Annotated in this window: 27 protein-coding genes, 1 pseudogene and 1 riboswitch; of the genes and pseudogenes, 21 read left to right on the forward strand and 7 right to left on the reverse strand. The window is 66.6% G+C overall.

All coding sequences use genetic code 11. The annotated features are described in order from the left end of the window. Positions 1 to 75: 75 nt before the first annotated feature. The 11 genes and pseudogenes from ftsH (at position 76) to C1A30_RS28720 (ending at position 9674) form a co-directional block, all read left to right on the forward strand. Positions 76 to 2373: an ATP-dependent zinc metalloprotease FtsH gene (ftsH, locus tag C1A30_RS28670; protein WP_101951628.1), complete on the forward strand. Its 2298-nt coding sequence runs from the start codon at positions 76 to 78 to the stop codon at positions 2371 to 2373. A 17-nt stretch (positions 2374 to 2390) separates the two neighbouring features. Then, positions 2391 to 3026 carry a GTP cyclohydrolase I FolE gene (folE, locus tag C1A30_RS28675; RefSeq protein ID WP_235010239.1) on the forward strand — a complete coding sequence of 212 codons (636 nt, stop codon included), beginning with the start codon at positions 2391 to 2393 and terminating at the stop codon, positions 3024 to 3026. Between the two features lie 20 nt (positions 3027 to 3046). Further along, entirely contained in the window at positions 3047 to 3850 is an 804-nt protein-coding gene (gene folP, locus C1A30_RS28680; RefSeq protein ID WP_101952944.1) for a dihydropteroate synthase, read from the forward strand. Further along, positions 3843 to 4226, forward strand: a complete 384-nt coding sequence (gene folB, locus C1A30_RS28685) for a dihydroneopterin aldolase (RefSeq protein WP_101951630.1) — start codon at positions 3843 to 3845, stop codon at positions 4224 to 4226. The genes folP and folB overlap by 8 nt, the downstream gene beginning before the upstream one ends. Further along, complete coding sequence (gene folK / locus C1A30_RS28690) at positions 4223 to 4735, forward strand: 2-amino-4-hydroxy-6-hydroxymethyldihydropteridine diphosphokinase (RefSeq protein ID WP_101951631.1); 513 nt, start codon at positions 4223 to 4225, stop codon at positions 4733 to 4735. The genes folB and folK overlap by 4 nt, the downstream gene beginning before the upstream one ends. Beyond that, the gene (locus C1A30_RS28695; RefSeq protein ID WP_101951632.1) at positions 4735 to 5211 is read left to right on the forward strand and encodes a DUF3180 domain-containing protein; all 477 of its coding nucleotides are present in this window, start codon (positions 4735 to 4737) and stop codon (positions 5209 to 5211) included. Before folK ends, C1A30_RS28695 begins: the two co-directional genes overlap by 1 nt. Before the next feature lie 76 nt (positions 5212 to 5287). Beyond that, positions 5288 to 6482, forward strand: a pseudogene (locus C1A30_RS28700) (DUF6779 domain-containing protein). Positions 6483 to 6563: 81 nt separating this feature from the next. Next, positions 6564 to 7514 (forward strand): Rossmann-like and DUF2520 domain-containing protein, encoded by a 951-nt coding sequence (locus tag C1A30_RS28705; protein WP_101951633.1) that lies wholly within the window; start codon positions 6564 to 6566, stop codon positions 7512 to 7514. Then, the gene (gene panC, locus C1A30_RS28710) at positions 7511 to 8446 is read left to right on the forward strand and encodes a pantoate--beta-alanine ligase (protein WP_101951634.1); all 936 of its coding nucleotides are present in this window, start codon (positions 7511 to 7513) and stop codon (positions 8444 to 8446) included. Before C1A30_RS28705 ends, panC begins: the two co-directional genes overlap by 4 nt. Continuing rightward, entirely contained in the window at positions 8446 to 8853 is a 408-nt protein-coding gene (gene panD, locus C1A30_RS28715; RefSeq protein ID WP_101951635.1) for an aspartate 1-decarboxylase, read from the forward strand. The genes panC and panD overlap by 1 nt, the downstream gene beginning before the upstream one ends. Before the next feature lie 5 nt (positions 8854 to 8858). Next, positions 8859 to 9674: a type III pantothenate kinase gene (locus C1A30_RS28720; protein ID WP_101951636.1), complete on the forward strand. Its 816-nt coding sequence runs from the start codon at positions 8859 to 8861 to the stop codon at positions 9672 to 9674. A gap of 10 nt (positions 9675 to 9684) precedes the next feature. Here C1A30_RS28720 and C1A30_RS28725 read toward each other — a convergent pair whose 3' ends face one another. Beyond that, the gene (locus C1A30_RS28725) at positions 9685 to 10908 is read right to left on the reverse strand and encodes an alanine racemase (protein WP_101951637.1); all 1224 of its coding nucleotides are present in this window, start codon (positions 10906 to 10908) and stop codon (positions 9685 to 9687) included. 377 nt (positions 10909 to 11285) lie between these two features. Here C1A30_RS28725 and lysS point away from each other — a divergent pair, with 377 nt between their 5' ends. From lysS to C1A30_RS28755, 6 genes are all read left to right on the forward strand, one after another. Then, positions 11286 to 12746 carry a lysine--tRNA ligase gene (lysS, locus tag C1A30_RS28730; protein ID WP_101952945.1) on the forward strand — a complete coding sequence of 487 codons (1461 nt, stop codon included), beginning with the start codon at positions 11286 to 11288 and terminating at the stop codon, positions 12744 to 12746. Between the two features lie 124 nt (positions 12747 to 12870). Then, entirely contained in the window at positions 12871 to 13212 is a 342-nt protein-coding gene (gene lsr2, locus C1A30_RS28735; protein ID WP_101951638.1) for a histone-like nucleoid-structuring protein Lsr2, read from the forward strand. Positions 13213 to 13503: 291 nt separating this feature from the next. Then, the gene (clpC1, locus tag C1A30_RS28740) at positions 13504 to 16059 is read left to right on the forward strand and encodes an ATP-dependent protease ATP-binding subunit ClpC (protein WP_101951639.1); all 2556 of its coding nucleotides are present in this window, start codon (positions 13504 to 13506) and stop codon (positions 16057 to 16059) included. Between the two features lie 77 nt (positions 16060 to 16136). Continuing rightward, a riboswitch (adenosylcobalamin (AdoCbl) riboswitch) is annotated at positions 16137 to 16264 on the forward strand. Positions 16265 to 16268: 4 nt separating this feature from the next. Next, positions 16269 to 16484, forward strand: coding sequence for a CbtB domain-containing protein (locus C1A30_RS28745; RefSeq protein ID WP_101952946.1), 216 nt, complete (start codon positions 16269 to 16271; stop codon positions 16482 to 16484). A 15-nt stretch (positions 16485 to 16499) separates the two neighbouring features. Then, positions 16500 to 17228: a CbtA family protein gene (locus tag C1A30_RS28750; RefSeq protein WP_101951640.1), complete on the forward strand. Its 729-nt coding sequence runs from the start codon at positions 16500 to 16502 to the stop codon at positions 17226 to 17228. Then, positions 17225 to 17776 (forward strand): histidine phosphatase family protein, encoded by a 552-nt coding sequence (locus C1A30_RS28755; RefSeq protein ID WP_101951641.1) that lies wholly within the window; start codon positions 17225 to 17227, stop codon positions 17774 to 17776. The genes C1A30_RS28750 and C1A30_RS28755 overlap by 4 nt, the downstream gene beginning before the upstream one ends. Before the next feature lies 1 nt (position 17777). On the opposite strand, the gene C1A30_RS28760 is transcribed toward C1A30_RS28755, so the two are convergent. After that, complete coding sequence (locus C1A30_RS28760; RefSeq protein ID WP_369974215.1) at positions 17778 to 19142, reverse strand: serine hydrolase; 1365 nt, start codon at positions 19140 to 19142, stop codon at positions 17778 to 17780. Beyond that, positions 19123 to 19434: a mycobilin-forming heme oxygenase MhuD gene (gene mhuD, locus C1A30_RS28765; RefSeq protein ID WP_067796101.1), complete on the reverse strand. Its 312-nt coding sequence runs from the start codon at positions 19432 to 19434 to the stop codon at positions 19123 to 19125. The genes C1A30_RS28760 and mhuD overlap by 20 nt, the downstream gene beginning before the upstream one ends. A gap of 24 nt (positions 19435 to 19458) precedes the next feature. Here mhuD and C1A30_RS28770 point away from each other — a divergent pair, with 24 nt between their 5' ends. Beyond that, positions 19459 to 20229: an alpha/beta fold hydrolase gene (locus C1A30_RS28770; protein WP_101951643.1), complete on the forward strand. Its 771-nt coding sequence runs from the start codon at positions 19459 to 19461 to the stop codon at positions 20227 to 20229. Here C1A30_RS28770 and C1A30_RS28775 read toward each other — a convergent pair. After that, entirely contained in the window at positions 20203 to 20457 is a 255-nt protein-coding gene (locus C1A30_RS28775) for a hypothetical protein (RefSeq protein ID WP_101951644.1), read from the reverse strand. The two genes, C1A30_RS28770 and C1A30_RS28775, sit on opposite strands and share 27 nt — an antisense overlap. A gap of 71 nt (positions 20458 to 20528) precedes the next feature. Here C1A30_RS28775 and C1A30_RS28780 point away from each other — a divergent pair, with 71 nt between their 5' ends. Then, a complete protein-coding gene (locus tag C1A30_RS28780) occupies positions 20529 to 21512 on the forward strand; it encodes a GlxA family transcriptional regulator (protein WP_101951645.1) in 984 nt (327 codons plus the stop codon). A gap of 54 nt (positions 21513 to 21566) precedes the next feature. Here the strand turns inward: C1A30_RS28780 and C1A30_RS28785 are convergent, their stop codons facing one another. Then, positions 21567 to 22820 carry an IS30 family transposase gene (locus tag C1A30_RS28785; RefSeq protein ID WP_200828455.1) on the reverse strand — a complete coding sequence of 418 codons (1254 nt, stop codon included), beginning with the start codon at positions 22818 to 22820 and terminating at the stop codon, positions 21567 to 21569. Between the two features lie 97 nt (positions 22821 to 22917). Beyond that, positions 22918 to 23808 carry an A/G-specific adenine glycosylase gene (locus C1A30_RS28790; RefSeq protein WP_101951647.1) on the reverse strand — a complete coding sequence of 297 codons (891 nt, stop codon included), beginning with the start codon at positions 23806 to 23808 and terminating at the stop codon, positions 22918 to 22920. On the opposite strand from C1A30_RS28790, the gene C1A30_RS28795 reads away from it, so the two are divergent. Further along, positions 23807 to 24427 carry a carbonic anhydrase gene (locus tag C1A30_RS28795; protein WP_101952947.1) on the forward strand — a complete coding sequence of 207 codons (621 nt, stop codon included), beginning with the start codon at positions 23807 to 23809 and terminating at the stop codon, positions 24425 to 24427. The two genes, C1A30_RS28790 and C1A30_RS28795, sit on opposite strands and share 2 nt — an antisense overlap. 59 nt (positions 24428 to 24486) lie before the next feature. Next, complete coding sequence (locus C1A30_RS28800) at positions 24487 to 25272, forward strand: hypothetical protein (protein WP_101951648.1); 786 nt, start codon at positions 24487 to 24489, stop codon at positions 25270 to 25272. 106 nt (positions 25273 to 25378) lie between these two features. On the opposite strand, the gene C1A30_RS28805 is transcribed toward C1A30_RS28800, so the two are convergent. Then, positions 25379 to 25951: a forkhead-associated protein gene (locus C1A30_RS28805; protein ID WP_101951649.1), complete on the reverse strand. Its 573-nt coding sequence runs from the start codon at positions 25949 to 25951 to the stop codon at positions 25379 to 25381. Between the last annotated feature and the right edge of the window lie 106 nt (positions 25952 to 26057).

The following is a 26057-nucleotide window of genomic DNA, read 5'->3' on the forward strand; positions in this document are numbered from 1 at the left end:
TCGTTGGTCTAGCGGTAGCCTGAACTATTCCAGCTGCGCGTATTGGAAGGACCTGCCCGCGAGGGCCGATGCTTGATGAACCGGAAAAATGTGATCCGCACGCTCACCGCGATCGCCGTGGTGCTGTTGCTCGGCTGGTCGTTCTTCTATTTCAGTGACGACACCCGCGGCTACAAACCCGTCGACACCTCGGTGGCGATGGCCCAGATCAACAGCGACAACGTCAAGAGCGCGCAGATCGACGACCGCGAGCAGCAGTTGCGGCTCGAGCTGAAGAACGGCAACGCCGACACCGACAACAGCGACAAGGTCATCGCCAAGTACCCGACCGGGTACGCCGTGCCGCTGTTCGACGCGCTGAGCGCGAAGAACACCAAGATCAACACGGTGGTGAACCAGGGCAGCATGCTCGGCTCGCTGCTGATCTATCTGCTGCCGCTGCTCCTGCTGGTCGGCCTGTTCGTGATGTTCTCCCGGATGCAGACCGGCGGCCGGATGGGCTTCGGGTTCGGCAAGTCGCGGGCCAAGCAGCTGTCCAAGGACATGCCCAAGACCACGTTCGCCGACGTGGCAGGCGTCGACGAAGCCGTCGAGGAGCTCTACGAGATCAAGGACTTCCTGCAGAACCCCAGCAGGTATCAGGCGCTGGGCGCCAAGATTCCCAAGGGTGTGCTGCTCTACGGGCCGCCCGGCACCGGCAAGACCCTGTTGGCCAGGGCCGTCGCGGGCGAGGCGGGGGTTCCGTTCTTCACGATTTCGGGTTCGGACTTCGTCGAGATGTTCGTCGGCGTCGGCGCCTCCCGGGTGCGCGACCTGTTCGAGCAGGCCAAGCAGAACAGCCCCTGCATCATCTTCGTCGACGAGATCGACGCCGTCGGCCGCCAGCGTGGCGCCGGCCTGGGCGGCGGTCACGACGAACGCGAGCAGACGCTGAACCAGTTGCTCGTCGAGATGGACGGATTCGGTGACCGTCAGGGCGTCATCCTGATCGCCGCCACCAACCGTCCCGACATCCTGGACCCGGCGCTGCTGCGGCCCGGCCGCTTCGACCGCCAGATCCCGGTGTCCAACCCCGATCTGGCAGGCCGACGTGCGGTGCTGCGCGTGCACTCGCAGGGCAAGCCGATCGCGCCCGACGCCGACCTCGACGGTCTGGCCAAGCGCACCGTCGGCATGTCCGGCGCCGACCTGGCCAACGTGATCAACGAGGCCGCGCTGCTGACCGCGCGCGAGAACGGCACCGTGATCACCGGGCCCGCGCTCGAGGAGGCCGTCGACCGCGTCGTCGGCGGGCCGCGCCGCAAGAGCCGCATCATCAGCGAGCAGGAAAAGAAGATCACCGCCTACCACGAAGGCGGCCACACGCTCGCGGCATGGGCGATGCCCGACATCGAGCCCATCTACAAGGTGACGATCCTGGCCCGCGGGCGCACCGGCGGGCACGCCGTGGCGGTACCCGAGGACGACAAGGGTCTGATGACCCGCTCTGAGATGATCGCCCGGTTGGTGTTCGCGATGGGCGGCCGCGCCGCCGAGGAACTAGTGTTCCGCGAGCCCACCACCGGCGCGGTGTCCGATATCGAGCAGGCCACCAAGATCGCCCGCGCGATGGTCACCGAATACGGCATGAGCTCCAAACTGGGCGCCGTGCGGTACGGCACCGAACACGGCGACCCGTTCCTCGGCCGCACCATGGGCACTCAGGCCGACTACAGCCACGAGGTCGCCCAGATCATCGACGACGAGGTCCGCAAGCTCATCGAGGCCGCGCACACCGAGGCCTGGGAGATCCTGACCGAATACCGTGATGTGCTCGACACTTTGGCAGGTGAGCTGCTGGAGAAGGAGACCCTGCACCGCGCGGAGCTCCAGGCGATCTTCGGTGAGGTCAAGAAACGGCCGCGGCTCACCATGTTCGACGACTTCGGGGGCCGGGTGCCCTCGGACAAGCCGCCGATCAAGACGCCCGGCGAATTGGCGATCGAACGCGGCGAGGAGTGGCCCAAGCCGCAGCCCGAGCCGGCCTTCAAGGCCGCGATCGCGCAGGCCAGCCGGGAAGCGGCGGCGCGTCAAACGCCGAACGGCACAAATGGCAACGGCACCAATGGGATTCCCGGTGGCCCCACTCAGCCCGACTACGGCGCTCCCGCAGGCTGGCATGCGCCCGGCTGGCCGCCGCCGCCGCAGGCACCCGGCCAGCAGCAGCCCGGCCAGCCGCAGCCGCAAGGCTATTGGTACCCGCCACCGCACTGGCAGAACCCCTATCCGTACCAGCCCTACCCGCAGCAAGGACATCCGGCCCCGCAGGGCACCCAGCCTGCGCCGGGACCGAGCGAGGATCCGGGACAGGACACCAGCCGGTCCAACGGCTGACACACAACGGAGGCTTGATGACTCCGCGCACCCGAGGAGCGGATGAGCAGGTGTCGCACCACAACTCGACCACGTTCAACCGCCGCGTCTTCGACCAGGAACGCGCGGAGTCGGCCGTCCGCGAGCTGCTGATCGCCGTCGGCGAGGACCCCGACCGGCACGGCCTCGAGGACACGCCCGCCCGGGTGGCTCGTGCGTACAAGGAGCTGTTCGCCGGGCTGTACACCGACCCGGATACGGTGCTGGACACCACCTTTGACGAACAGCACGACGAACTGGTGCTGGTCAAGCAGATCCCGATGTATTCGACGTGCGAACACCACCTGGTGTCGTTCCACGGGGTGGCCCACGTCGGCTACATCCCCGGGGTGGACGGCCGCGTCACCGGGTTGTCCAAGATCGCCCGACTGGTCGACCTGTACGCCAAACGTCCGCAGGTGCAGGAGCGGCTGACCGCGCAGATCGCCGACGCGCTGATGCGCAAACTGAACCCGCGCGGGGTGATCGTGGTCGTCGAGGCGGAACATCTGTGCATGGCGATGCGCGGGGTCCGCAAACCGGGCGCGATCACCACGACGTCGGCGGTGCGTGGCCAATTCAAGACCGACAAAGCGTCACGGGCCGAGGCGCTGGATCTCATCCTGCGGAAGTGACCGCGACGCGCGTGCAGGTCATGGGGGTCGTCAACGTCACTGACGATTCCTTCTCGGACGGGGGACTGTTCCTCGACCGCGACCGTGCGGTCGAACACGGGCTGGCGCTGGCCGCCGAGGGCGCCGCGATCGTCGACGTCGGCGGTGAGTCGACCCGCCCCGGCGCCACCCGTATCGAGCCGCGAATAGAATCGGGACGCGTGCTGCCGGTGATCAAAGAGCTTGCCGGACAAGGCATCACAGTCAGCATCGACACCATGCACGCCGCGGTGGCGCAGGCGGCGCTGGAGAACGGTGCGCAGATCGTCAACGACGTGTCCGGCGGGCGCGCCGATCCGAACATGGCGCCACTGCTGGCCGACGCGAAAGTGCCGTGGGTGCTGATGCACTGGCGCTCCGTCGGGACCGCCCGGCCACACGAGGTGCCCACCTACCGCGACGTGGTCGCGGAGGTCCACGACGAACTGATGGCCAGCGTGGACGCGGCCGTGGCCGCCGGTGTCGATCCGGCCAAACTGATCATCGACCCCGGCCTGGGATTCGCCAAGACTGCACAACACAATTGGGCGTTGCTGCGGGCGTTGCCGCACTTCGTCGCAACCGGGATACCGGTGCTCGTCGGCGCGTCCCGCAAGCGGTTCCTCGGCACGCTGCTGGCCGGACCCGACGGTGAACCGCGGCCACCGGACGGCAGAGAAACCACCACCGCGGTGATCTCGGCGCTGGCCGGGTTGAACGGCGCGTGGGGAGTGCGGGTGCACGACGTGCAGGCGACGGTGGATGCGCTCAAGGTGCTCGAGGCTTGGGGCGCCGACCATGGCTGATCGAATCGAGTTGCGCGGCTTGACCGTTCGCGGTTTCCACGGTGTGTACGACCACGAGCGACGCGATGGGCAGGACTTCGTCGTCGACATCACGGTGTGGGTCGATCTTGCGGCCGCCGCGGCAAGCGACGACCTCGCCGACACGCTCGACTACGGCGCACTGGCCCAACGGGCCGCCGATATCGTCTCCGGGCCGCCGCGCAACCTCATCGAAACCGTCGCGGGTGCGATCGCCGACGACGTGATGGCCGACGACCGGGTACACGCCGTCGAGGTCGTCGTGCACAAACCGTCGGCACCGATCCCGTTGACCTTCTCGGATGTGGCTGTGACGGCCCGGCGGTCCCGGCGCGGGGGCCGCGGAGGTGTCGGGTGAGCCGAGTCGTCTTGTCCATCGGGTCCAATCTCGGCGATCGGCAGGCTCGGCTGCAGTCGGTTGTCGACGGTCTCGACGGCGCGGTGCGTGCGGTGTCGCCGGTGTACGAGACGGATGCGTGGGGCGGCGTGGAGCAGGGACCGTTCCTCAACGCTGTGCTGATCGCCGACGATCCGGCGCTGGACTGCCGCGGTTGGCTGCATCGGGCGCAGGAACTGGAAGCGGCCGCCGAGCGCGTCCGCGTGCAGCGGTGGGGTCCGCGCACCCTCGACGTCGATCTCGTGGTCTGCCACGACGGGCAGCGCGAGGTGACCTCACACGACGCCGAACTCACGTTGCCGCATCCGCTGGCGCATCAGCGGGCGTTCGTGTTGATCCCGTGGCTGGCGGTGGACCCGGACGCGACGTTGACCGTCGCGGGTCAACCGCGCGCCGTCGCAGGCCTGCTCGCCGAGTTGGCGCAGGACGAGCGCGACGGCGTGCGTCGCACCGAGGTGGCGCTGGGCTGATGGGACCGACCCGCAAACGTGACCTGACGGCCGCGGCGGCGCTCACTGCCGTGGCGGGCTACCTGCTGGTGGTACTGGTGTACCGCTATTTCCCGCCGATCGATGTGTGGACGGGAATCTCGCTGCTGGCTGTTGCCGTCGCCGAGGCCGGCTGGGCGTTCTATGTCCGGAACAAGATCAACGAGGGCGAGATCGGCGACGCCCGCGGTTGGCTTCATCCGCTTGCCGTGGCGCGGTCGGTGTTGGTCGCCAAGGCGTCGGCCTGGGTTGGCGCGCTGGTGCTCGGCTGGTGGATCGCGGTGCTGTGCTACCTGTTACCGCGCCGCAGCACGTTGCGGGTCGCGGGGGAGGACACCGCGGGCGCGGTCGTCGCGGCCGTGAGCGCGCTCGCGTTGGTGATAGCTGCGCTGTGGCTGCAGCATTGCTGCAAGTCGCCGCAGGACCCGCATGAGAACGCCGACGGGGCGACAGAGTAGTTGACCGGCGTCGTCGACCGCCGAATCGCCGAAAGGGTCGACACGCGAGATGACCTGTGGCGGGTACAGTCGGCGCATGGCCGATCTGTCTCGCGGTACGCGCTCCCGGCGCGCTGTCCGCAGGCCGGGTTGGGTGCTGCTGACGGTGTTGCTGGTGCTCGCCATCGGGGCGAGCTCCGCCCTGGTGTTCACCAACAAGGTGGAATTGCTGAAGCTGGCCGTCATCCTGGCGTTGTGGGCCGCGGTGGTGGCGGCGTTCGTCTCGGTGATCTACCGCAGGCAAAGCGACATCGACCAGGCCAAGGTACGAGACCTGAAGCTGGTCTACGACTTGCAGTTGGACCGCGAGATCTCGGCGCGCCGCGAGTACGAGCTGACGGTGGAAACCCAGCTGCGGCGCGAGTTGACGTCAGAGATCCGGGCCCAGGCCGCCGACGAGGTCGCCGGTCTGCGCGCCGAATTAGCTGCGCTGCGGGCCAATTTGGAGATTTTGTTCGACGCGGACCTGTCGCATCGGCCTGCGCTGGAAACCGATCGCAGCCGAAGCTACGGCGAGTGGCCACGCACCACGGAGATGGCGGGCCGGGTCAAGGCGAGCCGGATCGACACCGAGGAGCGCGAGGACCTCGACGCCAACACCGAGGAAAGCCCCATCATCGACGTGCCCGCCGAACCCGAGGCCGAATGGGCGCCGCCGGATGCCGGGGGCGCGCACCGCAGGCCGTCGGAGACGGAGCAGGAGCGCGGGCGCCGCCATCGCGTCGAGGAGCAGCCGCGCGCATACACCTCGCCACCGCCGACGGCTGCCGAGACCACGACCCAATTCACTTGGGAGCCACCACGACAGGAGCCACCACCCGCGCCGCCGGAGCCCACACCGGCAGTGGATTCCCGCAGGCGCACCCGGCAGTAACTGGGTGGCACCCGCCACCCCGGAACCGACGCCTGAGAACGGAGCGGCGGACGAATACGTCGGCAGGCGACGGGCACCCGAGCCTGCGATGCAGACTGCGCCCGTCGAACCGCCACGCGGTCGCCACTCCGCCCCCGCGGACGCCGCCGATCCCGGCCGCCCGCCTGCGCCGCCGACGCTGCACACCGAACCGCGCCACCCTGAGCCTGAACCCGCGCAGGAACAATCTGCCGAGCGACCCGAAGGGCGCCGCCACCGGAGCATCGAGGACACCGGCGGACAGTCGGTCGCCGAACTGTTGGCCAGGCTGCAGGCCACCCCGACCGGAGGCGGTCGTCGCAGGCGCCGCGACGAGTGAGTTAGGCTCGTGGCGACCGTCCGGTACCCGCAACGCAGGACCGGAACGATGAATCCACGACATTTTGCGAGGTCGTCTGCGATGGAGCAGTCCCCAGCGCACGCGCGGGGTCCCGAGGCCGGACTGCGGCCGGCGCGGCTCACGATCGGCATCATCTCCGCGGGACGGGTCGGTACGGCGCTGGGCGTCGCGTTGGAACGCGCCGAGCACGTGGTGGTCGCGTGCAGCGCGATCTCGCATGCGTCCCGGCAGCGTGCCGAACGCAGGCTGCCCGACACCGCGGTGCTGCCGCCCGACGAGGTGGCGCGCCGCGCCGAACTGTTGGTGCTGGCCGTGCCCGACGCCGAACTCGCGGGCTTGGTCGGCGGTCTGGCCGCGACCTCGGCGGTCCGGCCCGGCACCATCGTCGCGCACACATCGGGTGCCAACGGCATCGGCGTGCTGGCGCCGTTGACCGGACAAGGCTGCATCCCGCTGGCCATCCATCCCGCCATGACGTTCACTGGCGGGGACGAGGACATCGCGAGGCTGTCGGAAGCATGTTTCGGTGTGACGGCCGCCGACGAAGTCGGGTACGCGATCGCCCAGTCGTTGGTGCTCGAGATCGGCGGCGAGCCGTTCCGGGTGCGCGAGGACGCACGCACGCTGTATCACGCCGCACTGGCACACGCGAGTAACCACCTGGTGACGGTGATGCTCGACGCGGTCGAAGCGCTGCGAGCGGCGTTGTGGGGTCAGGAGTTGTTGGGCCAGGAACTGGTTGGCGACGCGCCGGGCGGCATCGCCGAACGCGTGATCGGCCCGCTGGCGCGCGCGTCGCTGGAGAACTCGCTGCAGCGCGGGCAAGCAGCGCTGACCGGCCCTGTCGCGCGCGGCGACGCGAATGCGGTCGCAGGCCACCTGCGGGCGCTGGCCGAGGTGGATCCGCAACTGGCACAGGCGTATCGGGCCAACTCGCTGCGCACCGCGCAGCGCGCGCACGCCCCCAAGGAAGTGTTCGCAGTGTTTTCCGACTCCTCGGGACAGTCATGACCAAGCCACGATTCAGCGCGGGCGAACTCAACGTCTACTCCAGTCCTCGTGACGTTCACGACGTCACCAGGGCACTGCGAACGACGGGCCGCAGGGTGATGCTGGTGCCGACGATGGGTGCCCTGCACGAGGGGCACTTGACGCTGGTCAGGTCCGCCAAGCGGGTCCAGGGCGCCGTGGTGGTGGTGTCGATCTTCGTCAACCCGTTGCAGTTCGGGCCGAACGAGGACCTCGGCGCGTACCCGCGCACACTCGACGACGATCTGGCGTTGCTGCGCGCCGAGGGTGTCGAGATCGCGTTCGCGCCGACGGCCGCCGACATGTACCCCGACGGCAGGCGGACTTCCGTGCACCCTGGCCCGCTCGGGGAGGAACTCGAAGGTGCCGCCCGCCCAACGCATTTCGCGGGTGTGCTGACCGTCGTGCTCAAGCTGCTGCAGATCGTGCAACCCGATCGCGCCTTCTTCGGCGAGAAGGATTACCAGCAACTCGTGGTGATCCGGCAGATGGTCGCCGACCTCAACATCGACACGCAGATCGTCGGTGTGCCGATCGTCAGGGAAGCGGACGGGCTGGCCATGTCGTCACGTAACCGCTATCTCAACGACGTCGAACGCGAGCAGGCCGGAGCGCTGTCGGCGGCGCTGCTGGCGGGCATGTACGCCGCATCGGGCGGCAAGGCGGCGGCACTGGACGCCGCGCGTGCGGTGCTCGACGAGGTGCCCGCCATCGACGTCGACTATCTCGAAGTGCGCGATCAGCTGCTCGGTCCAGCGCCCGCCGAAGGCATCGCCCGCATGCTCATTGCCGCCAGGCTCGGCGGCACCAGGCTTCTCGACAACATCGCGATCGACATCGGCGCCACCACCGGTACCGACGGGCATCCACGCGTCGGCACCCAAGAGGGCCACGAATTACCTTGGAGAAATTGATGTTACGGACAATGCTGAAGTCGAAGATCCACCGCGCCACGGTGACGCAGGCCGATCTGCACTACGTCGGCTCGGTGACCATCGACGCCGACCTGATGGATGCGGCCGACCTGCTCGAGGGTGAACAAGTCACGATCGTCGACATCGACAACGGCGCACGGCTGGTCACCTACGCCATCACTGGCGAGCGCGGTAGCGGTGTGATCGGGATCAACGGCGCCGCAGCACATCTCGTGCATCCGGGCGACCTGGTGATTCTGATCGCTTACGGCACAATGGAAGACGCCGAGGCCAAGACCTATCAACCGCGGGTGGTGTTCGTCGGCGCGGACAACAAGCAGATCGATCTCGGTAGTGACCCCGCCCACGTGCCGGCCGATGCGGCCGCGCTGATGTCTGCTCGGTAGCGCCCGTGCTGCTCGCAATCGACGTCCGCAACACGCACACCGTGGTCGGCCTGATCTCCGGGTCCGGTGATCACGCAAAGGTAGTGCAGAACTGGCGGATTCGCACCGAATCCGAGGTCACCTCCGATGAGTTGGCGCTCACCATCGACGGCCTGATCGGAGACGACTCCGAACGCCTGACCGGTGCCGCGGGCCTCTCGACAGTGCCGTCGGTGTTGCACGAGGTCCGACTGATGCTCGAACAGTACTGGCCTTCGGTGCCGCATGTGTTGATCGAACCGGGGGTACGCACCGGCATCCCGCTGCTCGTCGACAACCCGAAAGAGGTGGGCGCGGACCGGATCGTCAACTGTCTCTCGGCCTACCACAAGTACAAGTCCGCCGCGATTGTCGTCGACTTCGGCTCGTCGATCTGCGTTGACGTGGTTTCCGGGAAGGGCGAATTCCTTGGCGGCGCAATCGCTCCCGGCGTACAGGTGTCTTCAGACGCGGCCGCCGCGCGGTCGGCGGCGTTGCGTCGCGTCGAACTGACCCGGCCCCGTTCGGTGGTCGGCAAGAACACCGTCGAATGCATGCAGGCGGGTGCGGTGTTCGGATTCGCCGGTCTGGTGGACGGGTTGGTCAACCGCATCCGGGAGGATGTCGACGGGTTCGCAGGCGACGATGTCGCGGTGGTGGCCACCGGACACACCGCACCGTTGGTGCTGCCCGACCTGCACACCGTCGACAAGTACGACAAGCATCTCACGCTGGACGGGCTGCGCCTGGTGTTCGAGCGCAACCGCGACAGCAACCGCGGCAGGCTGAAACAAGCCCGCTGACACAAATCGCTTAGAAGAACGTGCGGATCAGGCCGACCACCCGGTCGTCGGCGTCGAGTTCCGGGATCATTTGCCACTTGTCGAACACCGTGCAGGGGTGTGAGATGCCGAAGCCGAGCCAGCCGCCCACCTCGACGTTGTCGTCGCCGCCCAGCCGCAGATAGGCGTGCTGATCGTTGAGCTTGGTGACCACGCTGTCAGGCAGCCGCAGCGGTACCGGCAGATCCGTGTCGAACGAGACGTCGCGGCGCCCCATGGTGAGCACGGCCAGCCCGGGCTCAGGGCACGACACCACCTGACCCCATACCTGCAACGCAGGCCGCAACTCGCCGCGCAGCGGTGAGGTCCGCGCATATAGCCCGTCGTCGTGGGTGAGGTACCCGCCGCTGCGCAGGATCGTGCGCCATTCGCCCGCCAGCACGTCGGCGACCGCATCGAAATAGGTGCTGCCGCCCGCCGTGACGATCGCCCGGTCCGTCTCGAACAGCGGCGCCAACCGCACCGCGGCGTCGCGCATCTCGCGCAGATAGGCGGTGACGGCGGCGAGCGCCTCGGCAGTGGTGTCGTGGCCGCGCGCCGCCTCGTAGCCCGCGACGCCGACCAGCCGCAGCCAAGGCGAGGCGGCGGCCGCGCGCGCCACCTCGTCGACCGCGGCGGCGCCGCGGCAGCCGGTGCGCCCGTCGAACATGCCCACCTCCACGCAGACATCGAGCGGCCGCTCCGCTCCCGCCGCGGCCAGCGCCGCGCCCATCGACTCCACGCCGCGCACCGAATCTACCCAGCACACCAGCGAGAAATCCGGATGAGCGGCCAGTTCGGTTGCCAGCCAGCGCAATCCGGCGTCGTCGACAAGCTCGTTGGCCAGCACCACGTCACGTACCCCGAACGCCCGGTAGGTCCGCACGTGGCTGAGTGTCGCGGCCGTGATCGCGCACGCGCCCGCGTCCAACTGGCGGGCGAACAGCTGCGGGGCCATGTGCGTCTTACCGTGCGGGGCCAGTTCGACGCCGCGATCGCGACACCAGTTGGCCATCGCGACCAGGTTGTGCGTCAGCGCCTCGGCGCGCAGCACGCAGATCGGTCCGACGACGCCCGCCTCGAAGAGGTCGGGGGCCTGCGCGCAGATCTGCCTCGGCGTGCTGCCCCACCACGCCGACGGCAACCCCTTGAACCGCCAGTCGATCGGTTCGTCGGCCAGGGCGGTCACTGCAGCGGCGCTGATCGCGGCGGTCATGCGTTGATTTAAGCTGGCAGGTCGTGACCTCACCTGATCAGCCCACGCCCGAGTCCGGAGCGGCAGCGGGCGCGACATCCGAGTCCGGAGCGGCAGCGGGCGCGACATCCGAGTCCGGAGCGGCAGCGGGCGCGACATCCGAGTCCGGAGCGGCAGCGGGCGCGACATCCGAGTCCGGAGCGGCAGCGGGCGCGACATCCGAGTCCGGAGCGGCAGCGGGCGCGACATCCGAGTCCGGAGCGGCAGCGGGCGCGACATCCGAGTCCGGAGCGGCAGCGGGCGCGACATCCGAGTCCGGAGCGGCAACGGGCGCGACATCCGAGTCCGGAGCGGCAACGGGCGCGACATCCGACTCCGACGTCCCCGAGCAGTTCCGGATCCGTCAGGCCAAGCGCGAGCGGCTGCTCGCCGAGGGGCGTGAGCCCTACCCGGTCGAGGTCGCCCGCACGCACACGCTGGCCGAGATCCGGCAGGCCTACCCGGACCTCGAGGCCAACACCGAGACCGGGCAGATGGTCGGCGTCGCGGGCCGGGTGATGTTCTCCCGCAACGCCGGGAAGCTGTGTTTCGCGACGCTGCAAGACGGCGACGGCACCCAGCTGCAACTGATGCTCAGCCTCGACCGTGTTGGGGCCGAATCGCTCGACTCCTGGAAATCCGACGTCGATCTCGGCGACATCGTCTACGCACACGGCGAGGTGATCAGCTCCCGCCGCGGCGAACTATCTGTGCTTGCGGATTCCTGGCAAATAATTTCCAAAGCGCTTCGGCCACTTCCCGTCGCCCACAAAGAAATGAGCGAAGAGGCCCGGGTGCGGCAACGCTATGTCGATCTCATCGTTCGTCCGGAGGCCCGCACCATTGCCAGGCAGCGGGTGGCGGTCGTGCGGGCCGTCCGTGAGGCGCTCCAGCGGCGCGGCTTTCTCGAAGTCGAGACACCGATGCTGCAGACCTTGGCCGGCGGTGCGGCCGCCAGGCCGTTCGTCACGCACTCCAATGCGCTCGATGCGGACCTCTACCTTCGGATCGCACCGGAACTGTTCCTGAAGCGTTGCTTGGTGGGCGGATTCGAGCGTGTCTTCGAGCTGAATCGGGTGTTCAGAAACGAAGGTGCGGATTGGACGCATTCACCGGAATTCGCGATGCTCGAGACTTATCAGGCCTACGGCACGTACGACGATTCTGCCGTCATGACGCGCGAGATTATTCAAGAGGTCGCCGACGAAGCGATCGGCACCAGAAAGCTGCCATTGCCTGATGGCACCGTCTATGACGTGGACGGTGAATGGGAGACGATACAAATGTATCCCTCGTTGTCTGAGGCACTCGGTGAAGAGATCACTCCGCAGACGACGGTCGAACACTTATGGCAGATCGTCGATCGGCTTGATGTCGAGATTCCGCGCGACCGCGGTTACGGACATGGGAAATTGGTAGAAGAACTATGGGAACATGCTGTCGGTAACAAGCTTTGGGCTCCGACGTTCGTGCGTGATTTCCCGGTGGAGACAACGCCGCTGACCCGCTCTCACCGCAGCGTTGAAGGCGTCACCGAGAAGTGGGACCTCTACGTTCGGCGGATCGAACTCGCAACTGGTTACTCCGAGCTGATCGATCCCGTTATCCAACGGGAAAGGTTCGAAGCTCAGGCTCGTGCAGCGGCCGCAGGTGACGATGAGGCAATGGCTCTGGATGAGGATTTTTTGGCGGCATTGGAGTACGCGATGCCGCCCTCGACAGGTACTGGAATGGGCATCGATCGGTTGTTGATGGCATTGACGGGTCTGTCGATTCGCGAGACCGTTTTGTTCCCGATTGTTCGTCGCCACAGCAACTGATCTGCCTCGATTCAGAAATTTTCTGAAGTTGTTGAATGGTTTCCGTTCCTATGGCACATTGGTGCCGGGGGTTCGAGGACTAAACTACTGAACTAGTGCTCAAGCAGAAGGGCTGTGTGGGGTAATGGCGAAGAAAGTGACCGTCACGCTCGTTGACGATTTCGACGGCGAAGGCGCTGCCGATGAGACGGTCGAATTCGGGCTCGACGGGGTGAGCTATGAGATCGACCTTTCTTCCAAGAACGCCGCAAAGCTCAGGAACGAGTTGAAGCAATGGGTCGACGCCGGCCGCCGCGTCGGTGGTCGCAGGCGTGGTCGTTCCGTGGGTTCTGGCCGCGGTAGGGCGGCGATCGACCGTGAACAGAGCGCAGCCATCCGGGAGTGGGCGCGGCGTAACGGACACAACGTGTCCACCCGCGGTCGTATCCCCGCCGACGTCATCGACGCGTTCCACGCGGCAACATAATCGGCAGTTGCCAGGATTGCTCATCGGCGAAACAGCGCCGGTGGTTGCCTTTCGCTAGCGGCGAACCCGCCGCGGCTCATCGTCGGAAACGATTTCTCCACCGGGGGCGTTGCTATGGGCGGCGCCGGGTACAGGACTTATGGCGCCGACGACCGTCGCCGTATCGCTTTTTGGACAGTGCCAGCAGGCAGCGCAGGGGTGGCGGACGCCCACTAGACTTGGGTGACGGGTCCGGGCGCGGCGTGCCGCGAAAGAACCCGTACCTATTTGATGGAGAGCAGGTAACCACCGATGTTTGAGAGATTTACCGACCGTGCCCGCAGGGTCGTCGTCCTGGCTCAAGAAGAAGCCCGGATGCTCAACCACAACTACATCGGCACCGAGCACATCCTGTTGGGACTTATTCACGAGGGTGAGGGTGTAGCGGCCAAGTCGCTGGAGTCGCTTGGCATCTCGCTCGAGGGCGTTCGCAGCCAGGTCGAGGAGATCATCGGCCAGGGCCAGCAGGCGCCGTCGGGGCACATCCCGTTCACCCCGCGCGCCAAGAAGGTGCTGGAGCTGAGCCTGCGTGAAGCGCTGCAGCTCGGGCACAACTACATCGGCACCGAGCACATTCTGCTCGGCCTGATTCGCGAGGGCGAGGGCGTCGCCGCCCAGGTGCTCGTGAAGCTGGGCGCCGAACTGACCCGCGTGCGTCAGCAGGTCATCCAACTGCTGAGCGGCTACCAGGGCAAGGAGACCGCGGAAGCCGGCACCGGCGGCCGCGGCGGTGAGGCGGGCAACCCGTCCACGTCGCTGGTGCTCGACCAGTTCGGCCGCAACCTGACCGCGGCCGCGATGGAAGGCAAGCTCGACCCCGTCATTGGCCGCGAGAAGGAAATCGAGCGGGTGATGCAGGTGCTGAGCCGTCGCACCAAGAACAACCCGGTGCTGATCGGCGAGCCCGGCGTCGGCAAGACCGCCGTCGTCGAGGGGCTGGCCCAGGCCATTGTGCACGGCGAGGTGCCCGAGACGCTGAAGGACAAGCAGCTCTACACGCTTGACCTCGGCTCACTGGTCGCCGGCAGCCGCTACCGCGGTGACTTCGAGGAACGCCTGAAGAAGGTGCTCAAGGAGATCAACACCCGCGGCGACATCATCCTGTTCATCGACGAGCTGCACACGCTCGTTGGTGCGGGTGCCGCCGAGGGCGCCATCGACGCGGCTTCGATCCTGAAGCCGAAGCTGGCCCGCGGCGAGCTGCAGACCATCGGTGCCACCACGCTCGATGAGTACCGCAAGTACATCGAGAAGGACGCCGCCCTGGAGCGCCGGTTCCAACCGGTGCAGGTCGGTGAGCCGACGGTCGAGCACACCATCGAGATCCTGAAGGGGCTGCGCGACCGGTACGAGGCGCACCACCGCGTCTCCATCACCGACAGCGCGATGGTGGCGGCGGCCACGCTGGCCGACCGGTACATCAACGACCGCTTCCTGCCGGACAAGGCCATCGACCTGATCGACGAGGCCGGCGCCCGGATGCGGATCCGCCGGATGACCGCGCCGCCAGACCTGCGCGACTTCGACGAGAAGATCGCCGAGGCCCGTCGCGAGAAGGAGTCCGCGATCGACGCGCAGGACTTCGAGAAGGCGGCCAGTCTGCGCGACAAGGAAAAGCAACTCGTCGCGCAGCGTGCCGAGCGTGAGAAGCAGTGGCGCTCAGGCGATCTCGACGTCGTGGCGGAGGTCGACGACGAGCAGATCGCCGAGGTGCTCGGCAACTGGACCGGCATCCCCGTGTTCAAGCTGACCGAGGCCGAGACCACGCGTCTGCTGCGCATGGAGGACGAGCTGCACAAGCGGATCATCGGCCAGGAGGACGCCGTCAAGGCCGTCTCCAAGGCCATCCGGCGTACCCGCGCCGGGCTGAAGGATCCCAAGCGGCCGTCCGGCTCGTTCATCTTCGCCGGCCCGTCCGGTGTGGGTAAGACCGAGTTGTCCAAGGCGCTGGCGGAGTTCCTGTTCGGCGACGACGACGCGCTCATCCAGATCGACATGGGCGAGTTCCACGACCGCTTCACCGCCTCGCGGCTGTTCGGCGCCCCTCCGGGCTACGTCGGCTACGAGGAGGGCGGGCAGCTCACCGAGAAGGTGCGCCGCAAGCCGTTCTCAGTCGTGTTGTTCGACGAGATCGAGAAGGCCCACCAGGAGATCTACAACAGCCTGTTGCAGGTCCTCGAGGACGGCCGCCTAACCGACGGCCAGGGTCGCACGGTCGACTTCAAGAACACCGTGCTGATCTTCACCTCGAACCTGGGCACGTCCGACATCAGCAAGGCGGTCGGCCTCGGCTTCAGCCAGGGCGGCGGTGAGAACAACTACGAGCGGATGAAGCAGAAGGTCAACGACGAGCTGAAGAAGCACTTCCGTCCGGAGTTCCTCAACCGCATCGACGACATCATCGTCTTCCACCAGCTGACTCGCGACGAGATCATCCGGATGGTCGACCTGATGATCGGACGGGTTCAGAAGCAGCTCAAGGGCAAGGACATGGCCATGGTCCTCACCGACAAGGCCAAGTCGCTGCTCGCCAAGCGCGGGTTCGACCCGGTGCTCGGTGCCCGGCCGCTGCGTCGCACCATCCAGCGCGAGATCGAGGACGCACTGTCGGAGAAGATCCTCTTCGAGGAGGTCGGACCCGGCCAGCTCGTCACGGTCGACGTCGACAACTGGGACGGCGAGGGCTCCGGCGAGGACGCGAAGTTCACGTTCACCGGCTCCCCGAAGCCGGCCGAGCCGACCGAACCGGAATTGGAGAAGGCAGCGGCGGCGGGTGCAGGCGCACCCAGCGCTGCGGCTACCGAATAGCACGCCAAGTCGTGAAGGCCCCCGAATCGCAATGATTCGGGGGCCTTTGCGTCTGTTCGGTAGCCCAGATGCTTAGGATGCTGATGTAATCGACGGGCGAAGGAATCCTGGTGAAAATCCAGAACGGTCGCGCCACTGTGGACAGTCAGACCCGACGCCCGTCGTCACCTTTGAAACTGGGACGCGAAATCCCGGGAAGGAACTTCAAGATGACCTCTTCTGAGGCCCGTAAGACCGTAGCGCCTGCAGTCGACCTCTCATTGGCGAAAGCGGCGCTGTGGCTGTCCGTCACGGCATTCCTCGCCTTGGTGGTGCTCTATTTCGTCGGCCTCGACCAGGGCGCGACGTCGGTGTTCGGCGACAACACCTACGTGCACGAGTTCGTGCACGACGCCCGTCACCTGCTCGGCTTCCCCTGCCACTGAGCAGGCAGCTTCAGCATGGAAAAACGAATAATCGCGCGCGGCCTGCTGGCTGGCGCTGTCGGTGGCGTGCTCGCGTTCTTGTTCGCACGCACATTTGTCGAACCGGTGATCACCCGGGCCCTGGCCTATGAGGAATCGCACTCGCACGGCCACGAGCACGGCGTCGAACTGTTCACCCGCGGGGTGCAGGCCAACATCGGCATGGGCTTCGGCGTGTTGGCGTTCAGCGTGGCGATGGGAGCGCTGTTCGCCGTGGTCTACTGCGTGGCCTACGGCCGGGTCGGCAACCTGTCGCCGCGCGCACTGTCGGTGGTGTTGGCCGGTGGAATGTTCCTGTCGCTCTACGTGATTCCGTTCCTCAAATACCCACCGAATCCGCCCGCTGTCAGCATGGAGGAGACCATCCGGCAGCGCACGCTGCTGTATCTGCTGATGGTGGTGTTGTCGGCCGCGCTGCTGGTGGCCGCCGTGTATCTGGCGCATCGACTGACGGCGCAGTTCGGGCACTGGAGTGCGGCGCTGATCGCGGCAGGGGCCTACGTCGTGGCGATCGCGGTGGTGATGCTGGTGCTGCCGACCATCGACGAGACGCCTGCCGACTTCTCCGCGGACGTCCTCTATGAATTCCGGCTGTACTCGTTGGGCACTCAGTTCGTGATGTGGGCGGTGATCGGCCTGGTGTTCGCATCGATGGCGGATCGGCTGCTCGGACAATCGCGACGGCGGGAGAGCGTCAGCGCGTGAGTGAAGTCGTCCGGCTGACACTCGTATCGCATGCGATGACCGATGCGATGGCAGCCGGACGGTTTCCCACCGACGAACCGCTGAATGCGGTCGGCCATCGTCAGGTCGATGCGTCCATCGACCTGGGCGTCACCGAGCGGGCCTACTGCGGACCGGAGAAGCGGACGCGGCAGACCGCTGAACTGCTCGGCCTGCAGGCCGGCGTCGACGACCGGTTGGCCGACCTGAACTACGGCCGGTGGCACGGCGACGTGGTCGGCGGGGTGCAGCCCGACGATCTGGCCATCTGGTTGACCGATCCCACGCGGGCGCCGCACGGCGGTGAGTCGATCGTCGACCTGATCGACCGCGTGGGCGGGTGGATGGACTCGTTGACCACGCGTCGGGCACGCCTGGTGGCGGTCACCCATCCGGCGGTGGTGCGTGCCGCCATCCTGGTCGCGCTCAATGCGCCGCCAAAGTCGTTCTGGCGCATCGACATTGCGCCGGTGAGCCGCACCGTGATGCATTTCCGCGGGCACGCGTGGACTTTGCGGTCCAGCCTGTAGATCAGGGCACCGGAATCAAGCCGAACGTCTGCTTGACGATCGACAGCAGCCAGGCCGCCGCGGTGGTGCTGCGAAAACGCGGCCAGTTCAACTGAAAGCTGACCACCCACGGTTGGCCGGTGTGATCGACGGCGTACCAACTGAATGTCAAGTCGCCCGGCAGGTTTCCGCCCTTGGCGCCGATGTACGGCCACTTCGATCGATCCAGATCGATGCCGGGAATGGCCGAAAGGATCTGCTTCACCGGCGCCGCCTCACCGACCGCGGCGGCCTGAAGCGCGGCGTGCACCCGGCAGATGTCGGCGGCGCTGCCGTACCACTCGGCGCCATAGGTGGAGGCGGGGGAGCTGGTCCGGGTCGGATCCGGTTGGTACGGACGCGAATTCGTTTGCGCCAGCAGCTGCGCCCTGGCTTGCGGGTTGGCTTCCTTCCACTGTTCGCGAAGATCCGGTTCGCCCCAGCCGATCGAAAACAGCTCGTGCATGGTCGGGAACGGCGTCATGCTGGCCGGGTCGTGGTGGCCCGCCGCCGCCAACGCGCGCTCGACGCCGTGTGGGGTCACCCGGCCGATCAACAGATCGGTGGCCATGTTGTCGCTCGCGGAGATCATCTCTTGCGCCGCCCTGCGCACGGTCACCTTGGCGCCCGCAGGTAGGTCGTTGAGGTGAGCGGAGCCGAGCTTCTTGGCTTCGTCGGTGACCGTGAGTTCGTCGGTCCAGCGCAGCGTCCGCGCTTTGACCGCATCGGCAACCGCAAGCAGCACATACAGTTTCATGATCGAGGCCAACGGCATCGACACGTCGTTGTTCGTGCCTGCGATCGGTGAGCACTCGCCGTTGTTCACCTTGGCGACCTGATACGAATAGCGCGCACCCGACTTCGTCAGCTCGGTGTCGATGTCGGCCCACTTCTTGATCGGGGGCGGTTGCAGCGTCACCTCGAACCGGTCGACAAGGCCCTGGGGGTTCGTGCGCAGCGCAATGTCTTGTGCCGCACCGTAGGACGTCAGTGTGTGCAGCGTCGCCTGGCCCGCGCCGATGTCGATGCCTGCAACGGTGATCGGTCGGTCCAACCAGAGGTTGCCCATCGCGGAGGTGATGGGGTTGACCTGTTGCGGCGTCGCCATGGTGCGCACCCCGACGGTGCCGATCGGCCACTCCGAGTTGAGCATGTCGATGGTCTGCTTGGCCCGCAGACCCTGCGGCGTGTTGATCTCGATCGGCACACCGTACGTGGTGTCGGCCACCGGTACGGGTGTTGTGCTCTTGGTGCAGCCGACCGTCAGGCCGCCGACGAGGGCAGCCGCGACCGACAGTGCGACTGTGGCGCGGGTGCCACGCCCGGCCTTACTTACCGGCGCCCGCAACGTCCAGGACAACCTCGAACTCGAGCAGGGATGCTCCTGTGGCGACCGGGTTGGCGGCCTGGCCCTTGTGCGCCTCGATGGCCGGGCCCGTCGCCCAGGCTTGGAACGCCTCTTCGGATTCCCACTGCGTGACGACGAAGTAGCGGTCCTCACCCTTGACCGGGCGCAACAGTTGAAAGCCCAGGAAACCGGGCTGGTTGTCGACGGCGTGTGCACGGTGTGCGAACCGCTTCTCCAGTTCCGGACCGGCGTCGGGCGGGACCTCGATTGCGTTGATCTTCACCACAGGCATCCCGCTAGGCTACCGTGCGCACTGATGTCCCCCGACCTGCTGACGCCTCGCGGAGGCGAAGGCGATCCACTGGTTCTGGTACATGGCCTGATGGGGCGGGGCAGCACGTGGTCACGCCAGTTGCCGTGGCTGACGACGCTCGGCGCGGTCTACACCTACGACGCGCCGTGGCACCGTGGCCGCGACATCGCCGACCCGTATCCGATCAGCACCGAACGATTTGTGGCCGACCTCGGTGCGGCTGTCGAGCAGTTGGGCTCGCCTGCGGTGCTGATCGGGCATTCGATGGGAGCGTTGCATTCGTGGTGTCTGGCCGCGGCACGCCCGGAACTGGTCAGCGCGCTGGTGGTTGAGGACATGGCACCGGATTTTCGCGGTCGCACCACCGGGCCGTGGGAACCCTGGCTGCATGCGCTGCCCACCGAATTCACTGCCGCAGAACAGGTTTACGCGGAATTCGGCCCGGTGGCCGGCCAGTATTTCCTCGAGGCGTTCGACCGCACCGCGACCGGGTGGCGCCTGCACGGGCAGCCCGCGACCTGGATCGAGATCGCCGCCGAATGGGGAACCCGCGACTACTGGACGCAATGGGAGGCGGTGCGTGTTCCCGCGTTGCTCCTCGAGGCAGGCGACTCCGTCACACCCCCGGGACAGATGCGCAAAATGCAGGAAACCGGCTACCGGACAACGTATTTGCACGTGCCCGGTGCCGGTCACCTGATCCACGACGATGCGCCGCAGACCTACCGAGAAGCGGTCGAGTCGTTCCTAGCGACGCTCGCCGGTCGCGCCTGAGGCGGGCCAAAAGGGCTGCCGCTCAAAGCGGGTGCGGACCGCGTCGACATCATGCGCGACACGGAAGCCGTCGCGGTCGTCCTCGAAGAGCCTGCCCACCATCGGGGCGGACCAGCGGAACTGGCCGTAGCGGATGCGAAGCGAGTCAGAGCGATGGGCGGCCCAACTGAGCGCCGCTGCCACCGCGAACGGGGCGATCAGGATCAAGAGAGTCAGTGCAGTGGTCATGGCAGTAATGCTCCGCTGATAAAGATCCCGCCAACAGTGGCAGGAAGGACACCTTGCGATAAAATGCTGCCATGGCATTGAGAAGCGTATCTGCGCTGGTGCTGGACGGTCTAGCGATTTTCGAGTTCGGCGTCATCTGCGAGGTGTTCGGCATCGACCGGTCTGCGGACGGGGTGCCCAATTTCGATTTCAAGGTGTGCGGGCCTGAGCCCGGCAAGCCGCTGCGGACGTCCGTCGGCGCCACCATCACCCCCGACTGCGGCCTCGACGGCCTGGTGGGCGCCGACCTGGTTGCGATCCCGGCGATCAGCAGCCAGTACGGCGGCTATCTGCCGGAGGCGCTCGACGCGATCCGGAAGGCCGCCGAGTCAGGGTCGATCATCCTGACGGTGTGCTCCGGGGCCTTCGTTGCCGGCGCCGCGGGCCTGCTGGACGGCAGGCCGTGCACCACGCACTGGATGCACGCCGACGAGCTGGCGCAGCTGTATCCGACCGCCAAGGTCGACCGCAACGTGCTGTTCGTCGACGACGGCAACCTGATCACCAGCGCGGGCACCGCGGCCGGCATCGATGCCTGCCTGCACCTGGTGCGCCGCGAGTTGGGCGCCGAGGTCACCAACAAGATCGCGCGCAGGATGGTGGTGCCGCCGCAGCGCGACGGCGGTCAGCGTCAGTACATCGACCAACCCATTCCGGTGCGCTGCTCGGAAGGTTTTGCACCGCATCTGGATTGGATCCTCACCAACCTAGACAAGCCGCACACGGTCGGCACACTGGCTGCTCGTGCGCACATGTCGGCGCGCACCTTCGCCCGCCGATTCGTCGAGGAGACCGGCCGGACTCCGATGCAATGGGTGACCGATCAGCGGGTGCTGTACGCGCGCCGGTTACTGGAGGAGACGGATCTGGACGTGGACAGGATCGCCGACCGATCCGGATTCGGCACGGCGACGTTGCTGCGCCACCACTTCCGCAGGGTGATCGGGGTGACGCCGTCGGACTATCGCCGCCGGTTCTCGTGCAACGGTCCGTGTGAGGAAGCCGCGACCGCGTAGCACTTGCGCCCTCCTGCCGAATGGCCAGTTATGAAACGCTTTTCAGCGGCGGTTTCACGCTGTGATTGCAACAGCGGGTGGTTTTGACGGGGTTGAGAGTAGTTCGTCGAGGGGTTCGGCTGGGGGCTTCCAGCTCAGGGGTTGCCGGGGCCGGGTGTTGAGCTTGGCGGCGACGTAGTCCAGATAGTCTGCCGGGGAGATCGACAAGTCGGTGCCTTTAGCAAAGTATTGGCGCAGCAGTCCGTTGGTGTTCTCGTTGGTCCCGCGCTGCCATGGTGAGTGCGGATCACAGAAGTAGATATCTAATTCCGTCGCTGCGGCGATAGCGGCGTGATTGGCCATCTCTTTGCCTTGATCCCAGGTCAGTGTCTTACGCAGAATCGCCGGCAGCTGAGCCATTTTCGCGACGATGGCCTCTTGCACTGCCAGGGCACCGTGGTCGTCAGGCAGATGCAGCAGCAGCACGAACCGAGTCATGCGTTCGACCACGGTGCCGATCGCCGAACCCGATGCGGTGCTACCCATGATCAGGTCACCTTCCCAGTGGCCGGGTACGGCACGGTCTTCGACCTCCGGTGGACGCTCGCTGATGTTGACCATGTCGCGGATTTGCCCTCGGCGCTGGTTACCGCGTCGTTGAGGCTTGCGCAACGCCCGCCCAGTGCGTAGACATTTGTGCAGCTCACGGCGCAGATTTCCTTTACCCTGCACGTAGATCGACTGATAGATGGTCTCGTGGGACACCCGCATCTCCGCATCGTCGGGAAATTCGATCGGCAGCCGGTTGGCGATCTGTTGAGGACTGTGGTCGTCTAGCAGCCGATTCTGCACCTCAAGGTGCAACCGTTCATTGGTGGCCAGCTTGCGCGGTTTCGGGCGTCGAGCCCGCGCGTGAGCACGCGCCTGTGCGACGCCGGCCCGATACCTCGGCGTGGCATCCCAGCCGCCGTGCCGTTGCGCCCCGAACCGGTACCGCGAACGATATCGTCCACGGCAGAACGCGTTTCGGTCGATCTCACGCATGACCGTCGAGGCCGGGCGGCCCAGCCGCCTGCCGATCTGCCGAATGCTTTCCCCTCTGGCAATGCCGTCTTGAATTTCGTTACGTTCGTCTTCGCCCAGCCGCGACCACTTCCGCACACCGGTCTCATCAGGAAATTTGGGTCTCACCCCGCCAGCATCGGCAAACCAGCGCCAGCCGGTGCGCACCGACACACCGACTGCCTGCGCCGCCTCCACCACCGACGTGCCATCGCCGACATGACCCCAGAACTGACGACCAACACAGGCATAACGCGACGGACGCATCAACAACTCCTCAGCTAGGAGCCGTTGCAATCACCCCTTGAACCTGAGAGCATTTCGCGTGACATAACTGGCCACTCGCCGCGTCAGTTGCCCGTCGCTAGTCACCTTCGCCTGCAAGAGCGAACCGGCCGTCGGCCGTCTGCTCCACCAATCCGTCGACAAGTAACGAATCCAGCGCACGGTCGCGCTGTGCGGTGTCGGTCAGCCACGCCACGTCGAGCTGCGCACGCGTGACGGGGGAGTCGTTGCCGCGCAACACATCAAGTAACCGGCCGCGCACCTGGCGGTCGGTCCCGGCGTATTTCTGCACCCGGCGCACCGACGTTCCTGCCGGAAAGCCGCGCGTGCGCCAAGCGCACGAACCCAACGGGCACACGCCACACCGTGGAGATCGGGCCGTGCACACCGTCGCACCTAGTTCCATCAAGGCCACCGAAAATCGCGGCGCGTCCCGCGCGGGCAACAACGCGGCGACATCGTCGAGATCCCGCGACGACGCAGCGGCGTCGGCCTTACCGTGCACGGCGCGCGCTACCACCCGGCGCACGTTGGTGTCGACGACGGGCACCCGCTGCCCGTAGGCAAAGCAGGCGATGGCGCGCGCGGTGTAGGCGCCGACACCGGGCAGAGTCAACAGCGTCTCGACGTCCGAGGGCACTTCGTCGTCGAACCGCTCGGCGAGCACCGTCGCGCATTCATGCAGTCGCTTGGCCCGCCGCGGATAGCCGAGCTTGCCCCACGCCCGCAGCACCTCGGCCGACCCCGCCGCCGCGGTCGCCGACGGCGTCGGCCACCGCGCCACCCACGCCAGCCAGATCGGCTCCACCCTGGCCACCGGCGTCTGCTGCAACATGAACTCGCTGACCAGGATCTGCCACGGCGTCACTCCTGGTCGACGCCACGGCAGATCGCGCTGCGCATGCTCATACCAGCTTGATAAATGCTGTGAATCGATCACGACAGAAAATTCCTGCACAATGACGGCCATGCCCAATACGAATCCCGTGACCGCCTGGAAATCACTCAAGGAGGGTAACGAGCGCTTCGTTGCGGGCAAGCCCGAACATCCCAGCCAGAGCATCGAGTACCGGGCCAGCCTGGCCGACGTGCAAAAGCCGACCGCGGTCGTGTTCGGCTGCGCAGACAGCCGGGTGGCCGCCGAGATCATCTTCGACCAGGGTCTCGGCGACATGTTCGTAGTGCGCACCGCCGGCCATGTCATCGACTCGGCGGTGCTCGGGTCCATCGAATACGGGGTGACGGTGTTGAACGTGCCCCTGATCGTCGTGCTCGGCCACGACAGCTGCGGTGCGGTGAAGGCCGCGCTTTCGGCGATCGACGGCGGGGCCGTGCCGAACGGCTACGTGCGTGACCTGGTGGAACGCGTGACGCCGTCGATTCTGCTCGGCCGTCGCGACGGCCTCACGCGTGTCGACGAACTCGAGGCGCGCCACGTGAACGAGACCGCCGCGCAGCTTGCTCAGCGGTCCTCGGCCATCACCGAACGGCTCGATGCCGGCACCCTGGCGATCGCAGGCGTGACCTATCACCTGGCCGATGGCAGGGCCGTATTGCGCGATCATCTGGGTGATATCGGCGAAGGCTGAGCAGCGACACGCCGGGCAACCTCGGCCGAGGTGGCGTGACCTGCCCTTACCGTGAAGATGTGCTGGATCTAGAACCGCATGGCCCGCTACCGACGCAGATCTACTGGCGTCGCAGGGCACTCGCGCTGGGCATAGCGGTCCTCGCCATCGGCGTCGTCGCCGCAGTGGTGGTGATGGTCGTGATGAACAGCACGAGCACAGACAACAAGCCCGCCGAGAAGCCGGCCCCCACGCAGGCCGCCGCGCCGACACCGCTGCCGGGTGAGAACCCCGAAGTGAAGACGCCGGTGATGCCGCCTGCGCAGCAGGCCCCGGCGCCGACTCCGACGCCGACCGCGGCCGTCGTCCCGCCGCCGGTGCTCAAAGAGGGCGACGACTGCCCGGATTCGACGCTCGCGGTCAAGGGCATCACCAACCAGCCGCAGTACGTGGTGGGGGATCAGCCGAAGTTCACGATGGTCGTGACGAACATCGGGCTGGTGGCGTGCCAGCGTGACGTCGGCGCCGCGGTGCTGGCCGCCTACGTCTACTCACTGGACAACAACAGGCTGTGGTCGAACCTCGATTGCGCGCCGTCGAACGAGACGCTCGTCAAGACGTTCCAGCCGGGCGAGCAGGTGACCACAGAGGTGACCTGGACCGGTATGGGGTCGGCGCCGCAGTGCCCGCTGCCGCGGCAGCCGATCGGGCCTGGGACGTACAACCTGGTCGTGCAGTTGGGCAATTTGAGATCGGCGGCGGTGCCGTTCATCCTCGCGCCCGCTGCCGCGCCGGCACCGGGGCAGCCCGGCGCCGATGCGGTGCCCCCACCGGCTGAGCCCGGGCCCGCGCCACAGGGCGGCTAACCGCCGGCGTTATCCGATTGCCGGTTCAACCGGCGTTATTCGGATTGCCGGTTCAACCGGCGTTATTCGGATTGCCGGTTCAACCGGCGTTATTCGGATTGCCGGTTCAACCGGCGTTATCCCCGACAAGTTCTTCTTCCCAACCATTGACGTGCTGTTCCTGTGGTTGATCCTCCTGCACCGGTTCTGGCTGGGGCGGCCGCAGGTGTTCGGTGCCAGGCACTCCGCCGAGGGCTTCGATGGCGTCCTTGATCTTCGCCGCTTCCTCGTCGTTGGGCGTCGCGCCTGCCTCGAGTTCGTCGAGCAGTCCTTCGCGAAGACCCGCCCCGTTCTCGACTTCGCGCGCGGTCAACTTCGCCGCCAGCCGGGTCGCGTAGATCTGTTGTCCGAGGCTTGATCCCGGCGCCGCCGCGGCGTGTTCGACCAGATTGTCGTAGCGCCTGCGGACATTGCTCAATTCGACGATCACCGCGGACGACGGCCTGCTGGTGCTTGCTGCATCCGCCAACGCGGAGCGCAGTTTCCGCATGCCCTCGAGTACGACGTCGGCGCGCTTGTGGAACTTCTTGTCCTCCTGAAACGGCAGCGCATCGATTGCTGCCGTATACATGTGCATCGCCGCCTCGGACAGTTCGACGATGATCGCCGAGTCGCCTCCCTGCGCCGCGGGTTGTGCCATGGGACCTCAATTCTTCAGCGGGTCAATTCGATAGCAGTGAGTACGAAACGACCCTAGCGGTCCCGGGCAGACGGTTCGACCCGTGCCGCCTAGTCTGAACCAGCAT

Origin of the sequence: Mycobacterium sp. 3519A, assembly GCF_900240945.1 — a bacterium.
Taxonomy (GTDB): domain Bacteria; phylum Actinomycetota; class Actinomycetes; order Mycobacteriales; family Mycobacteriaceae; genus Mycobacterium.